Below are 14180 nucleotides of genomic sequence, written 5' to 3' on the forward strand. Positions count from 1 at the left end.
CTGACGCATCCTGTCAGGTATGGCTGCCAGGCTGGCTCCACCAACGAGACAGGGGAAAGCCATGACCAGCACCGCGACCGCGTCGTTCGTCCTCGACAAGTGGGAGCCGCAGGCCACCGACGAGGCCGGCGGCACCGAGTTCGCCCGGGTGGCCATCGCCAAGACGTTCACCGGGGCGGTAGCGGGGACCAGCACTGTCGAGATGCTCTCGGCGTCCAACGCGACTTCGCGCGCGTACGTCGCCTTCGAACGTCTCGAGGTCTCGGTCGACGGCCGCAAGGGTGGCTTCGTCCTGCACCACACCGCCGACGACTCGGGCCTGACGCTCAAGATCCTCACCGGCTCGGGCTTCGGCGAGCTGGCCGGGATCGCCGGCACGGCGAACATCGAGATGGACGCCGAGCAGAACCACACGCTGGTCCTCAGCTACGACCTGTAGACAGCGCGAAGGCCGTTTCGAGAGCCCCCGATTGACTCTCGAAACGGCCTTCGCTCGTTCCCCGCTCCCCGAAGCGGGTGAGGACGGACCGCCCCGACCACGGTCCGTCCGCGTCCTAGTTGTTCACGATCTGGTCGACGATCTTCTTGGCGTCGTTGATCGGGATGGCGAAGCCGATCCCGACGCTGCCCGCCGAGCCGTTGGCCGAGGCCGTCGGGCTGTAGAGGGCGGAGTTGATGCCGATGACGTTGCCCTGGGCGTCGACCAGCGCGCCGCCGGAGTTGCCCTGGTTGATCGAGGCGTCCGTCTGGATCGCGGTGTAACTGGGCGAGTTCTCGGACTGGTTCGAAGTGCGGCTGAAGGGCGACTGCTGTTGATGCTGGCCCTCGCCGATGTCGGACAGGTTCCGGTTGAGCGCGCTGACGATGCCGGTGGTGACGGTGTTCTCCAGGCCGCCCGGCGAGCCGATCGCGACCACCTGCTGGCCGACGACCAGCTTGCTGGAGTCGCCCAGCGTCGCCGCTGTCAAGCCGCCGGCGTTCTTCGCCTGGACCACCGCGATGTCCGCCTTGGTGTCCGCGCCGACCACGCTGGCCTGGTACTTCTTGCCGTCGGATGTCGTGATCACGACGTTCTGGGCGCCGTCGACGACGTGCGCGTTGGTCAGGATCCGGCCGTCCGAGTTGAGGATGACGCCGGAGCCGATGGCCTCGCCCTGGCCGGTGGTCACGTTGATCTGGACGACGCTCGGCGTCACCTTCGCCGCGACGCCGCTGACGTCACCGGAGGCGGCCGAGTTGGCGACTGTCTGCCCGTTCGCGGCCGGCGTGCTGACCGACGTCGTCGCGCCGTCGGCCGAGTTCGTGGTGAGCCCGACGATCGCGGCGCCGCCGACCCCGCCGACCAGCGCGGCGCCGAGGGCGGTCGCGCTGACGATCATCGCGACGCGGCCGCCCTTGCGCGGCTTGGTCTTCAGCGCCGTGGGCGCCGGCTGCGGGGTGAACAGAGGGTTCGGCGCGGCCTGGTGCTGGTAGCCGTAGTGCGGCGGCTGCGGCTGCGCGTACGGCCCGTACTGCTGGGTGCTCTGGTGCGGCTGGTGCCCACCGGGTGAGGCGGGGCCGGGCCGACTCTCGTTCTCGGTCATGCACCAAGGTTCGCGCCCGTGCTTGTGAACAGCCTGTGGAAATACCTCAGGCTTTGCTGAGAAGAATCAGCTGAGAAAACTCAGGCAATCCTCAGGCGTCACGCGAAGAACGACGGAACGTCCAGCGCACCTCCCGCCGCCTCGAACTCGTCGTGCACCGCTTGCCGCAGCTCGGCGTCGCCGAGGTAGTCGGCGGCGGTCAGGGCCAGCCCGAGCGCGCCGTCGCGGACTCCGGCGTCGCCGGTTTCCGAACCGGCCGCGGCCGCGAACTCCTTGGTGTGCAACGCGACCGTCGGTCCCGAGACGGCGAGCATCGGGTGCAGCGCGGGCATCCGGTACGACAGGTTGCCCAGGTCCGTCGAGCCGGTCAGCGACTCCGGCACGATGCCCGGCGGCAGCGGCTTGCGGCCGGTGCCCAGCTGGTTGGCCGTCCACCGCCCGGCGAGCGCGGTGTTGAACCGGATCGGCAGGTACGCGGCCTGGGCGTCCCAGGTCAGCTCGACCCCGCAGCCGGTCATCGCCGCCGCGCCTTCCGCGATCGACGTCATGCGGGCGGCGAGGTCGCGGAGGGTTTCGGGGGATTGGGAGCGCAGGTAGAACAGCAGCGCGGCCCGCGCGGGGATGACGTTGGGCCGCGCGCCGCCGTCGGTGAACACGCCGTGGACGCGGTCGCTCTGCGGGAGTTGCTGGCGCAGCGCGGAAACGCCCTGGTAGGCCGCGACGGCGGCGTCGAGGGCGTTGCGGCCCATGAACGGCTGGGCGCTCGCGTGGGCGCCGACGCCGTGGAAGACCATCTCCAGCTGGCGGCGGCCGAGGAACGGGTGCAGCGCGATGTCGTGGCTGAACGGGTGCAGCATGATCACGGCGTCGACGTCGTCGAACACGCCGGCGCGGGCGAGGATCTCCTTGCCGCCCCCGCCTTCTTCGGCCGGCGTGCCGATCAGGCTGACGCGGCCGCCGAGCCGCTCGGCGACGGTGGCGGCGCCGAGGAAGCCGCCCGCGGCGGTGGTGCAGATGACGTTGTGGCCACAGGCGTGGCCGAGCCCGGGCAGCGCGTCGTACTCGGCGAGGACGGCGATGTGCGGGCCCTCTCGCGCCGGCGTGCTGACGCGCAGCGCGGTGTCGAGCCCGCCGACACCGACGGTCGGCTCGTGGCCGTGGCGCTTCAGGAGATCCGCCAAGGCCTGTACGGACCGGTGTTCGGCGAAGCCTTCCTCGGGGTGGGCGTGCAGATCTTGGCTCAACGCCACCAGATCGGGTGAACTGCGCTCGACCGCGGCGGTCACTTCGGACCGCGTCGCCTCGTCCGCGCCGGTGTGCGGTGAGGACAGCGGTTCGGCGGCCGCGACGGCCTCGGCGGTGGCCTCGACCAGGGAACGCAGGTAGCTGTCGTCGGGCGGGACGGGCTCGTGGTGGGTCATGAGGCGATGCTAACCGGCGCCACCGACAATCCGCGGTGCTCAGCCCAGCCGGCCCGCCACGATCTGCGTGACGCCCGCGTACCGCTCGGTGATCCCGGTGAAGCCGCGGGCGCGCAAGCTCGCCGCGACTTCGCCGCGGTCGAACATCCGCTGCCCGCTCAGGATCCCGCCGACGGATTCCGCGACTCGCGCGGGTTGCCAGCCGCGCCGGGCGCTGGTCAGCAGCACGATTCGCCCGCCGGGTTTCAGCACGCGCGCGAAAGAGTCCAACGCCGTCTCGGGTTCGGCGAACATGTGGAGGGCGGCGAAGCAACAGACGCCGTCCACAGTGGATTCTTTGAAGGGGAGGTGCACGGCGTCGGCGCGCAGGTAGGCGACGGAGGCCGGGCCGGGTTCGGCCACGGCCTTGTCGAGCATCGAGCGTGCGCCGTCGAGACCGACGGCGAGCCCCTCCGGTCCGACGGCCGCCCCGAACGCGCGCGTGAACCGGCCGGTCCCGCAGGCGACGTCGAGAGCCGTATCGCCCGGCCGCAGGGCGAGCAGTTTCGTCGCGAGCCGGACTTCGCCCGCCATGCTCGGTCCGAGCGGGCCCTTGAGCGCGCGGCCGAGCGCGGGACGCCAGTACCGCTCGTAGACCTGCGGGAGGAGGGTGGTGCGCATCAGGCGCTGCGTGAGGCCGGTCGGCGGGCCGGCCTGGGTGGCGGTGCCCAGCAGATCGAGGTAGCCGTTCTGGGGCTTCGCAGGCGTGTCGAGCAGGGCTTCGAGGCGTTCGGTGGTGGTGTTCGTCGGCATTGCGCTCCTCTCGGATACCGGCAGTATGTCAAATCCGCTGCACTCGATCGAGTGAACAATCCGCGCGCTCAGGCGTTCGAGGCCCGGAATTGTCGGTGGCCCGGCCTAGCGTCGCAGGCGAGGTCCCGACCCGAGGAGGAGAGATGACGATTTCCCTGATGGACAGCGAAATCACGGTGCAGGGCGAGTTCGACCTGGCCGCGGCGGCGAGGTTCTTGTGCGGCTTCGCGCCGGCCGGGCAGCCGGAAGCGGAGGCCGGCGCGCTCAGGGTGGCGTTCCCGCTCGAGGGCGAGTGGACACCGGTGGGAGCGGTGCTGCGCCAGAGATCGCCCGGCGAGGTGTCGGTCGAGGTCCACGGGCCGCCTCCGTCGGCGGAGGCGGTGGTGACGCAGGTGCGGAGGATGTGCTCGCTGGACATCGACGGCACCGGCTTCCGCGAGGTCGCCGGCCGCGACCCGGTGGTGTCCCTGCTGCAGGAGCTGCATCCGGGGTTGCGCCCGGTGCTGTTCGCGTCGCCGTACGAAGCGGCGTGCTGGGCGGTGCTGAGCCATCGCATCTGGATGACGCAGGCGGTCCGCTTGCGCCGCCGCCTCGCCGAGCGCCACGGAACGGAGGTCGAGGTCGGCGGCAGCGTCTTGACGTCGTTCCCGGCGCCCGCGGTGCTGGCGAAACTGGAGTACCTGCCGGGTTTGCCGGGCGCGAAGGTGCAGCGCTTGCGAGCGATCGGGGAGGCGGCCGCCGACGGCTTGCTCGACGCTGCTTCGCTGCGCGCGATGCCGGCGGACGAGGCACTGAAACAGCTGCAAGTCCTGCCAGGGGTGGGCAGGTTCAGCGCGGAGCTGATCCTGATCCGCGGCGCGGGCCACCCGGACGTGTTCCCCCGAGCGGAGACGCGCCTGCACGAGATCATGCGGGAGGCGTACCACCTCCCGGACGCGGGAGCGGAGGAGCTGGCGGAGATCGCCGGGTCGTGGGCGCCGTTCCGGAGCTGGGCATCGTTCCTGTTCAGGGTGGAGGGAGAGGCCCGGATGAGGGAGTCCCGATGAGCTGACGGCCCGCGTGGGAGCCGTGGCAAGGGTGCTGCGGAATCGTCCGCTTGGCCACTGCTCCGGCCGCGACGACCTTGTCGCGGCTCGGCTGGCCCGGTCGCTCGAGCGGCCGTGCGCTCGCTCCGGCTGGGAGTCGAACCGGGCCCGGCTCGATTCCGGCGGCCGCACGTCCGCCTTCGCCGGGGGCGGAATCCGGGAGGCGAACCCGCAGAGTAAGGCCGGCAGGGCGCTATACCGGAGCCCGAAGGCCTGGAGCCGCTGGCTCTCGCGCCGGTGACCGAGCCCGTCGGCGCCGTCCGGCCGGCCGCCGGCCGCACCCCGCTGAAGCCTGACCGCCGACTCCGGAGAGGAGACCGCATCGAGCCCTTACCCGAAGCCGCGGAACCGCGAGCCGTGGGGACTCACCGTAGCCAGATATCGCCTGTGGTGAGGTGTCCGGGTGAGCTCGCCCGTTCAACTCGCGCTCGGCGACCCGGCCCGCGCCGGTGCCGTCCTCCGCGCGGCCGCCGCCACTCCGTCGCTGCTCGAACAGGCCCAGACTCCCGCCGTGATCACGCTGGTCGCCGGGGGTGCGGCGCTGCTGGTCGTGCTCGTCGGTGGCAGTCCGTGGCGGGTGGCCCGCAACGGCGTCACCATCGTGCACGAGGCCGGGCACGCGCTGGCCGCCGTGCTCGTCGGGCGGCGGCTGCAGGGGATCAAGCTGCACTCGGACACCTCGGGCGTCACCGTCTCGCGCGGGAAGCCCGACGGGCCGGGCATGGCCTTCACCGCGATGGCCGGGTACCTGGCGCCGTCCGTGCTGGGGCTGCTGTTCGCCAGCCTGCTCGGCAACGACCTGGTCGGCACGGTCCTCGTCCTGATCGCGCTGCTGCTGCTCGGCGTGCTGGTGATGGTGCGCAACGCCTACGGGGTGTTCACCGTCGTCGTCAGCGCCGTCGTGCTCGCGCTCGTCGCGTTCGTCGCGCCGGTCGAGGTGCAGGCCCCGTTCGGCTACCTCGTGACGTGGTTTCTGCTGTTCGGCGGCGTGCGGCCGGTGGCCGAGCTGCAGGTCAAGCGGCGGCGCGGCCAGGCCCGCGACTCCGACGCCGACCAGCTGGGCCGGCTCACCGCGGTGCCGCCGGTGCTGTGGGTGCTGGTCTTCGCCGTCGCGACGATCAGCTGCCTGATCGCCGGTGGGTTGTGGCTGCTGGAGCCCGTGGCCGCCTAGCCACGCCCATGCGGCAAACTGGTCTCTCGCTGGTCCGCGCGGAGGGAGACGAACGATGGACGAGGTCGCCAAGGCCGTGGAGGAGTGCGCACGGGCGGCGAAGCTGGCCGCGCCGTCGCTCGCCGCCGCGAGTGCCGGGGCCGTCGACGCCGCCCTGGGCGGGATGGCCGAGCGGCTGCTCGCCCACCGCGACGAGATCCTCGAGGCGAACCAGGCCGACGTCGAGCGTGCGAAGGCCGACGGGATGAGCGCCGGTCTGCTCGACCGGCTCACCATCACCCCGGAGCGCCTGATCGGCATGGCCGAGCAGCTGCGGCTGCTCGCCGGCGCCCCGCACCAGGAGCGCTCGGTCGACGTGTCCATCCTGGACGGCGGGCTGAAGCTGGTCGAGCGGCGACGTCCGGTCGGCGTCATCGGCGCGAACTACGAGGCGCGGCCGAACGTGACCGTCGACGTGGCGTCGCAGCTGGTCAAGTCGCGCAACGCGGGCGTGCTGCGCACCGGCTCGGCCGCGCTCGGCTCGGCGCAGCGGCTGCGCGAGGTCGTCATCGCCCCGGCGCTGACCGAGGCCGGCATCGACGCCGACTGCGTGCAGCTGGTGCCGCGGGTGGAGCGCGAGGCGGCGTCCGCGCTGGTGCGGCTGCCGAACCTGGTCCCGCTGGTGATCCTGCGCGGCAGCGGCGACAGCACGCGGGCGCTGGCCACCGAGGCGGCCGTCCACGGCGTGCGCACGCTGGCCCACGCCGACGGCGGTGGCGTCCTGTACGTCGACCGCGGCGCGGACGTCACGAAGGCGCGTGACCTCGTCTTCGCGAGCCTCGACCGGCTGGGCGTGTGCAACCGGCTGAACCTGCTGCTCATCCACGAGGGCATCCACGACGACGTCTGGCCCGGCATCGCCGAGGCGCTGGCCGAGCGCGGGGTCACGCCGTCGCTGGCCCCGCACGAGCACGCGATCGGCTACGAGTGGGCGCTGGATTCCGACCGCGAGGCGACCGTGACTGTGGCGAAGGTCGGCGCGCTCGCCGACGCGGTCGAGATCGCCAACGAGCAGACCTCGGGCCTGGCGGCGGGCATCGCGACCGAAGACACGGCGGCCGCCGACGCGTTCTTCGACGGCTACACCGGCACCGGCGTGTTCTGGAACGCCCCGACCCGCCTCCTCGACGGCTTCAAGCTGCTCGCGGTCCCGGAAACCGGCATCAACCTGGACAAGGTCCCCGGCCCCCGTGGCCCGGTGACGTACACAGACCTCTACGTCCGCCAGTACGCGGTCCTGCCGGCCTGACCGAGCGACTGCGCGGCTGAGGCCAACTCGGCCCGGTGGGTCAGGTCGGCAGCGGCCTGGTTCCGACGGCGACTCCCGCGGGTGGTCGGCTCGAACTGAGCCCGCTCGGCTCGGTGGGTCAGGTCGGTGGTGTCCTGGTTCGGGCGGGGCGACCCCCGTGGGCGGTCCGCTCGAATAGAGCCCGCTCGGCCCGGTGGGTCAGGTCGGCAGCGGCCTGGTTCGGGCGGGGCGACTCCCTTGGGCGGTCCGCTCGAACAGGGCCCGCCTCGGCCCAGTGGGCCAGGTCGGCAGCGGCCTGGGCTCGGGCCGGGCGCCCCCTGCCCGCGGTCGGCCCGAACAGAGACCGACCGGGCGGTGGCGCGCGTCCGCCCGGTCGGAAACGAGCCTGCCGGCTGCCCGGGCGGTGTGGGCCGGGCAGCCGTGGCCCTTCTCGTGCCGGTCCGGCTAGATCGTCGGTCCCATGCTTGCCAGGCGGCGGAGTTCCTTCACCGTTTCCGCCGCGTTCAAGACCAGCTCCGTTCCCTCTCCTGCCTGGCCCGCGTAGCGGAAGATCGCTGTCGGGCCGTCGCTGATCGCTATGGCCGCCACCAGGCGGCCCTCCGGGTCGCGGGTGAGTCCGGTCGTCACCGACACCTCGCGGCCGACCGTGTCGACCGTGGTCAGTGTCCGCTCCTTGTACCAGCCGCGCGTTGTCATGTTCAAAAAGCTCCGGGGGATGGGCTCGACGGGGGATACGTCGTGAGACGCCGGGATCACCGAAGGCGTTACGGCATACTGGGCCGGGTGATCACCCGGCCGCACGTCCTGCTGTCCGCCGCGCAGTCGCTCGACGGCTTCCTCGACGACACCTCGCCCGAGCGGCTCGTACTGTCCACTGAGGACGATTTCGCCGTCGTGGACCGGTTGCGGGCCGAGGCCGACGCGATCTTCGTCGGGGCCGGGACCGTGCGGGCCGACAACCCCCGGCTGCTCGTGCGGTCCCCGGAGCTGCAGCGACGACGGCTGGAACAAGGGAAACCCGAGCAGCCCGTCAAAGTCACCGTGACCACCCAGGGCCTCGACCCGGACGCGCAGTTCTTCACCGTCGGGGACACCGAAAAGATCGTCTACGCCCCGCCCGGGGCCGGTGACGCGCTGAAGCACGTCGCCACCGTCGTCGATGCCGGGAATCCGCCCGAATTCGGGCGCGTCCTCGATGACCTCGGTGCGCGCGGGATCGAGAACCTGCTGGTCGAGGGCGGCGGCGGGATCCACACCCGGTTCCTCACCGAAGGCCTCGCCGACGAGCTGCGGCTCGCGATCGCGCCGTTCTTCGTCGGGCAGCCGGCCGCGCCGCGGTTCGTCGGGCCCGGGCTCTACCCGCGTCCGCTGGTGCTCACGAGCGCGGAAGAACTGCAGGGGATGGCGATCCTCCGGTACCGCGCGGCGCCCGAGCCGACCGGCCGGGACGTCGCGCGCCTGCGGGAAGCCATCGCGCTCGCCGCCGAATGCCCGCCGAGCCACACCTTCCGGGTCGGGGCCGTGATCACCGACGCCGACGGCGAAGTCGTCGCGACCGGGCATTCCGGCGAAGGAGATCCGCTCAACCACGCCGAGGAAGCCGCGCTCGCCAAGTGCGACGGTGACCCGCGCCTGGCCGGCGCCACGATGTACAGCTCACTGGAGCCGTGCAGCCACCGCAGCTCCCACCCGCGCAGCTGCACGCAGCTCATCCTCGACGCCGGGATCCCGCGGGTCGTGTTCGCGTGGCGCGAGCCACCCGTCTTCGTCGACGCCCAGGGCACCGAGCTGCTGCGCGAAGCCGGGCGGCACGTCGTGGAGGTTCCCGCGCTGACCCCGGAGGTCCAGCGCGAGAACACCCACCTCACCTTCTGAACCGCTCAACAGGCGCCGTTGTCGACCCAGACGCCCCACTCGCCGGTGGTGCCGGGCTCTTCGCCCTGCGTCCACCACTTGGCCGTCCACTTGTGGCTGTTGTGCGAGACCACGTTGTCCTTGACATAGACCTTCGTCCGGTCCCACTCGGCCGCGGTGCAGGAGCCACCGCCCGGGGTGGTCGGGGTCGTCGTCGGCTGGGTCGGCGTCGTCTGCGGCGGCGTCGCGCCCGCGAACCGGACGCTGAACTTCGTGAAGTCCCAGTCGTTCTGCGGGACGTTGCTGCAGACGCCGTTGTCGGTCGTGCCGACGCAGGCGCGGTCGCGGTTGACCGACCAGAACGTGAAGCGGCCGAGGCCGTGGCTGGTCGCGTAGTCGTAGACCGTCTGGAAGTCCGAGGTGTAGAACATCTCGGCCGCGTCCGACTTGCCGTTCATGCCCGAGAAGCCCTCGTGCGAGTACGCGGTCGCGCTGTCCCAGCCCATGTGCGACATCAGCAGGCCGTGCAGCGCCTCCAGCGCGGACACCTGCGACGAGCCGCCGTTGAAGCCGCCGTCGAACGGCATGATCGAGAAGTTGTTGGGCGAGAAGCCGATCGACTTCGCCTGGTCGAGCAGCTGCGTGCCGAACCAGCCGGTGCCGGCCGCGGTGCCCGGCATGGTCACCGACACGAACAGGCCGGGGTTGCTGGCCTGCAACGTCTTCGCCGCGCCGAGCTCGTTGGCGATGGCCGCGGTGTTCTCGTACTCGGGCTCTTCGAGGTCGAAGTCGATGGCCTTGAGCGAGTACTTCGTGATGACCTGCTGGTACGCCGCGGCGGTCGCGGCCACGGTGCCGCAGGTCTGGCCGAGCTTCGTGCCGCCGTAGCCGCCGACGGACACCGAGACGTCGCCGCCGTTGGACCGGATCCGCGAGATCACGTTCGCGACCGTGGTGTCGGACGAAACCGCGTTCGTGCCGTCCCAGGTCGGGCTGCAGCCGCCGCCGTTGGGCGCCAGGATGAACGCCAGCTGGAACGCCTTCAGCCCGGTCGCGTTCATCACGGTGATCGGGTCGGGCGGGTTGTTGCTCACGGGCATGAGGTAGGGCGCGGCGGCGTACCAGTTGTTGCTCAACGCCGCGGTGGCCGACGGCGCACCGAGCACGAGGCTCACGGCGGTGGCGGCGAAAGTGGCGGCGGCGAGCCCGATGGCGGCCAGTCTGCTCCGGCGCATGATCTGTCCTCCCGGTGGGGATCGAGGGTGGACAAACTATTGGACTAGACCATTGACCAAGTCAAGACGCGATCGTCGGAGACTGTCGAATGGCGGGCGAAAAGCGCCGTTATATCCGATATTCGTACGGGAATTCGGTGAGAAAGTCACCCTCGCGGCAGCGACACGACCACGACCAGCCCACCCTCCGGCCGGGCCGCCGCCACGACCTCGCCACCGTGCGCGTGCGCCACCGAGCGCACGATCGACAACCCCAGCCCCGCGCCGTCCGCGGCGACCCGCGCCCGCCGGTGGAACGGGTCGAACAACGCCGGCACCTCCGCCGGCGGGATCACCGGCCCGCTGTTCGCCACCGACAGCTCCACCCGCCCCGGCACCGACCGCGTCGTCACGCGCACCCAGCCGTCCGGGACGTTGTGGCGGAGCGCGTTCTCCACCAGGTTGTGCGCCAGCCGCTCCAGCATCAGCGCGTCACCCAGCGCCGTCGCCTCGCCGAGGTCCGCGACCACCGCCGGTGGCACGACGTGCGCCACCACCGCCGCCAGATCGACCGGGCAGCGCTCGGTCAGCGCGCTCTCCGACCGGGCCAGCAGCAGCAACCCGCTGATCAGCTTCTCGTGCCGCGCGTTGATCTCCAGCAGCTTGCCCCCGAGCTGCCGGACGTCGTCCGACGCCGTGCGGCGGTGCATCGCCACCTCGACCAGGGACCGGTTCAGCGTCAACGGCGTGCGCAGCTCGTGCGACGCGTTCGCGACGAACCGGCGTTGCGCGTCGAACGACCGGTCCAAGCGCTCGACCATCACGTCGAACGCGTCGGCGAGGTCCTTCACCTCGTCGGCCGGGCCGCGCAACGCGATCCGCGCGTGGCCGCCCGGGTCGGCCGCCGCCGCGATGCCGCGGGCGGTGTCCGTCACCTGCCGCAACGGCGCCAGCGCGCGGCCCGCCACCAGCCAGCCCAGCCCGGCCGCCAGCACCGCCACCGCGCCGAGCGCGATTGCCCCCTGCGTCAGCAGCGACGTCGCCGCCGCCGCGCGCACCTGCCGCGCCTGCTCGTCGAGCGCTTCGAGCGAGGGCAGCGTCGGCAGGCCCGGCGGCGGGCTGCCGGAGATCACCGTGACCCGGCGGCCGACCTGCTGGGTGAACAGCAGGTACGTCACGCCCAGCAGCCCGCCGCCGGCCAGCAGGAACAGGCCGCCGTACAGCACGGTCAGCCGCAGCCGGAGGCTCACCGGAGCCGGTAGCCGACGCCGGTGACCGTCTCCACCAGCGGCGGGTCGCCGAGCTTGCGGCGCAGCTTGAGGACGGTGAGCCGGACCGCGCCGGTGAACGGGTCCGCGTGCTCGTCCCACGCCTTCTCCAGCAGGTGTTCGGCGGACACGGCGGCGCCGTCCGCGCGCAGCAGCTCGGCGAGCACGGCGAACTCCTTTTTGGACAGCGGCAGGTAGCGCCCGTCGCGGAACACCTCGTGCCGCGCCGGGTCGAGCGTGACGCCGGAGCGGCACAGGACCGGCGGCGCGGCCGGGCGGCAGCGCCGGCCCAGCGACTGGATGCGCGCGGCCAGCTCGGGGAACGCGAACGGTTTGGTCAGGTAGTCGTCGGCGCCGAGGGACAGCCCGGCCACCCGGTCGGTGACCTCGACGGCCGCCGTGAGCATCAGCACCCGCGTCGCCGCCTCGGACGCCACCACCCGACGGCAGACGTCGTCGCCGTGCACGACCGGCAGGTCCCGGTCGAGCACGACGACGTCGTAGTCGTGGACGGCGATCCGCTCGAGCGCGGCGCCGCCGTCGTGGGCGACGTCGACCGCGTGCGACTCGTCGCGCAGCCACTCCGCGATCGCGTCCGCGAGCATCGGCTCGTCCTCCACCACCAGCACCCGCATGTCCCGATGATCGCCGCGCCGGTGTTTCCTCGCCGTTAGCACCGGTAGAGCGTGTCCGGGCCGCCGAGGACGCGCGCCGGGCCGGAACCGCCGTACTCGGCGGCGTCGACGACCGCGCAGTGCCGCTCGATCCAGCGCTGACGTTCGCCCTGGACCGGGCTGCGCGGCGGCATGCCCGGCAGGCTGCCACCGCTGAGCACGAACCGCAGCTTGCCCTCGGCGAGCCAGCGGTCGAGCTGCGCGACCGACGGCGCGTCGTCGCGGCCGCCGAAGCCGCCCATGCCGATCACGGTCGCGTCCGAATCGATGAGGAACGGCGCGACCGCGCCCGCCTCGGCGTTCACCGCCAGGGTGATCTCGGTGCCGTTGCGGCGGGCGTAGTCGAGGATGCGCCGCTGGACGTCCGAGAGCGTGGCGGTGCCGTCCCCGCCGGAGCGGATCACCCGCGGTCCCGGCCCGCCCGGCGTCGGCGGGGGCGCCGCGCCCGGTCCCGTGGCGGGGCCGGCGGCGGGCAGCGTCCCGGCCGACGTGCTCTGCGCGGCCGCGTACGACCACACGGCGGGCGTGAGCAGCAGTGGCACCAGCGCGGCGACGAGCGCACGCCGCTGCGGCGCCACGACCAGCCACGCGACCGCGGCGACGCCCGTGCCGGCCACCGCCCAGCGCGTCCAGCCGTGGAACGACGTGTCGCGCGAGGTCAGCACGAACGCCCAGGCCGCGGTCAGCGCGACGACCAGCGGGAGCACGGTTCGCCGGTGCCGTCGCCACAGCAGCGCCAGCCCGGCGGCGGACACCGCGGCGACGGCGGGCGCCATCGCCGTCGTGTAGTACGGGTGCCAGATGCCGCCGGCGAAGCTGAAGACCACGGCCGTCACGAGCAGGTAGCCGCCCCAGAGCAGCCAGCCGGCGTCACGCCACCGGCGGCCGAGGACGGCCAGGACGACGAGGGACAGCGGCAGCAGCCACGAGATCTGCCCGCCGACCAGGTCGTTGAACATCCGGCCGGGTCCCGGATCGCCGCCGAACGAGCTCGTGGTCTGCTGCCCGTTGCGCATGATCATCATGCCGCCGCCCTCGCCGTCGCCGGAGAGGCGGCCGAAGCCGTTGTAGCCGAAGACGAGGTTCCACGCCGAGCCGTCTTCGCTGCCGCCCGTGTAGGGCTTGGCGCCGGGCCACCAGTCGTGGAGCGCGATCCACCAGAACGAGGAGACGACCAGCACGAGGCCGGCGCCGAGGACGTCGAGCAGGCGACGCCTCAGCGGCCCGCTCGTCCCGGCGAGGTAGGCGGCGACCAGCGCGGGAACGATGATCCACGCCTGGAGCATCTTGGTCAGGAAGCCGCAGCCGACGAAGAAGGCCGACCACCACAGCCAGTGCCGGCCGTCCCGGAGCGCGCGGGTGAGCGCGTACGCGGCGGCGACGAGGAAGAGGACGAGCAGCGTGTCCGGGTTGTTGTCGCGGTTGATGATGACGGTGACCGGCGTCAGCGCGAGGATGGCGGCGGCCAGGAGGGCGACGTTCTCGCCCGCCCAGATCCGGACGGTGCGGTGCAGCAGGAATACCGCCGCGACGCCTTCGAGGACCTGAGGAAGCAGCAGCGCCCAGCCGTGGTAGCCGAATACGAGGACCGAGAGCGCCTGGGGCCAGAGCGCGAGCGGCGGTTTGTCGACGGTGACGACGCCGTACGGGTCGAAGGAGCCGAAGAGGAAGTTGGTGAAGCTTTCGGTCATCGACTTGACGGCGGCGGCGTAGTAGGTGTTGCCGACCTGTCCGTCGCCGATCTTCCAGGCGTAGAGGACGGCGGCGCCGAGGCAGACGAGCGGAAGCGCCCAGGAGCGGGTCTTCGCGGGAGCGGCGGTGATCATGACC

At 72.2% G+C, this 14180-nt stretch carries 13 protein-coding genes; 5 read left to right on the top strand and 8 right to left on the bottom strand.

Going from position 1 to position 14180, the window contains the following annotated elements; all coding sequences use genetic code 11:
* Window positions 1-61 precede the first annotated feature (61 nt).
* The gene (locus ACWEVP_RS38360) at window positions 62-439 is read left to right on the top strand and encodes a DUF3224 domain-containing protein (protein ID WP_452067480.1); all 378 of its coding nucleotides are present in this window, start codon (window positions 62-64) and stop codon (window positions 437-439) included.
* A gap of 115 nt (window positions 440-554) precedes the next feature.
* Here the strand turns inward: ACWEVP_RS38360 and ACWEVP_RS38365 are convergent, their stop codons facing one another.
* The 3 genes from ACWEVP_RS38365 to ACWEVP_RS38375 form a co-directional block, all read right to left on the bottom strand.
* Window positions 555-1583, bottom strand: coding sequence for a S1C family serine protease (locus tag ACWEVP_RS38365; protein ID WP_452067481.1), 1029 nt, complete (start codon window positions 1581-1583; stop codon window positions 555-557).
* Between the two features lie 98 nt (window positions 1584-1681).
* Window positions 1682-3004, bottom strand: coding sequence for a M20 family metallopeptidase (locus tag ACWEVP_RS38370; protein ID WP_452067482.1), 1323 nt, complete (start codon window positions 3002-3004; stop codon window positions 1682-1684).
* Between the two features lie 39 nt (window positions 3005-3043).
* Complete coding sequence (locus ACWEVP_RS38375) at window positions 3044-3796, bottom strand: class I SAM-dependent methyltransferase (protein WP_452067483.1); 753 nt, start codon at window positions 3794-3796, stop codon at window positions 3044-3046.
* Between the two features lie 143 nt (window positions 3797-3939).
* Between ACWEVP_RS38375 and ACWEVP_RS38380 the strand changes: the two genes are divergently transcribed.
* The 3 genes from ACWEVP_RS38380 (at window position 3940) to ACWEVP_RS38390 (ending at window position 7340) form a co-directional block, all read left to right on the top strand.
* Complete coding sequence (locus tag ACWEVP_RS38380) at window positions 3940-4842, top strand: DNA-3-methyladenine glycosylase family protein (RefSeq protein ID WP_452067484.1); 903 nt, start codon at window positions 3940-3942, stop codon at window positions 4840-4842.
* Window positions 4843-5284: 442 nt separating this feature from the next.
* On the top strand, window positions 5285-6052 hold the full coding sequence (locus tag ACWEVP_RS38385; RefSeq protein WP_452067485.1) for a M50 family metallopeptidase: 768 nt from the start codon (window positions 5285-5287) through the stop codon (window positions 6050-6052).
* A gap of 55 nt (window positions 6053-6107) precedes the next feature.
* Window positions 6108-7340, top strand: a complete 1233-nt coding sequence (locus ACWEVP_RS38390) for an aldehyde dehydrogenase family protein (protein WP_452067486.1) — start codon at window positions 6108-6110, stop codon at window positions 7338-7340.
* Between the two features lie 444 nt (window positions 7341-7784).
* Here ACWEVP_RS38390 and ACWEVP_RS38395 read toward each other — a convergent pair whose 3' ends face one another.
* Complete coding sequence (locus ACWEVP_RS38395) at window positions 7785-8036, bottom strand: hypothetical protein (protein WP_452067487.1); 252 nt, start codon at window positions 8034-8036, stop codon at window positions 7785-7787.
* An 87-nt stretch (window positions 8037-8123) separates the two neighbouring features.
* Between ACWEVP_RS38395 and ACWEVP_RS38400 the strand changes: the two genes are divergently transcribed.
* Window positions 8124-9215 carry a dihydrofolate reductase family protein gene (locus ACWEVP_RS38400; RefSeq protein WP_452067488.1) on the top strand — a complete coding sequence of 364 codons (1092 nt, stop codon included), beginning with the start codon at window positions 8124-8126 and terminating at the stop codon, window positions 9213-9215.
* A gap of 5 nt (window positions 9216-9220) precedes the next feature.
* Here ACWEVP_RS38400 and ACWEVP_RS38405 read toward each other — a convergent pair whose 3' ends face one another.
* The 4 genes from ACWEVP_RS38405 to ACWEVP_RS38420 all read right to left on the bottom strand — a co-directional run bounded on the left by ACWEVP_RS38405 (window position 9221) and on the right by ACWEVP_RS38420 (window position 14176).
* Complete coding sequence (locus tag ACWEVP_RS38405; RefSeq protein ID WP_452067489.1) at window positions 9221-10429, bottom strand: chitinase; 1209 nt, start codon at window positions 10427-10429, stop codon at window positions 9221-9223.
* Window positions 10430-10575: 146 nt separating this feature from the next.
* Window positions 10576-11658: a sensor histidine kinase gene (locus tag ACWEVP_RS38410; protein WP_452067490.1), complete on the bottom strand. Its 1083-nt coding sequence runs from the start codon at window positions 11656-11658 to the stop codon at window positions 10576-10578.
* Window positions 11655-12311: a response regulator transcription factor gene (locus ACWEVP_RS38415; RefSeq protein WP_452067491.1), complete on the bottom strand. Its 657-nt coding sequence runs from the start codon at window positions 12309-12311 to the stop codon at window positions 11655-11657. Before ACWEVP_RS38415 ends, ACWEVP_RS38410 begins: the two co-directional genes overlap by 4 nt.
* 35 nt (window positions 12312-12346) lie before the next feature.
* Entirely contained in the window at window positions 12347-14176 is a 1830-nt protein-coding gene (locus ACWEVP_RS38420) for an ArnT family glycosyltransferase (RefSeq protein ID WP_452067492.1), read from the bottom strand.
* Window positions 14177-14180 lie beyond the last annotated feature (4 nt).

It is taken from the genome of Amycolatopsis sp. NPDC003865 (genome assembly GCF_053605345.1).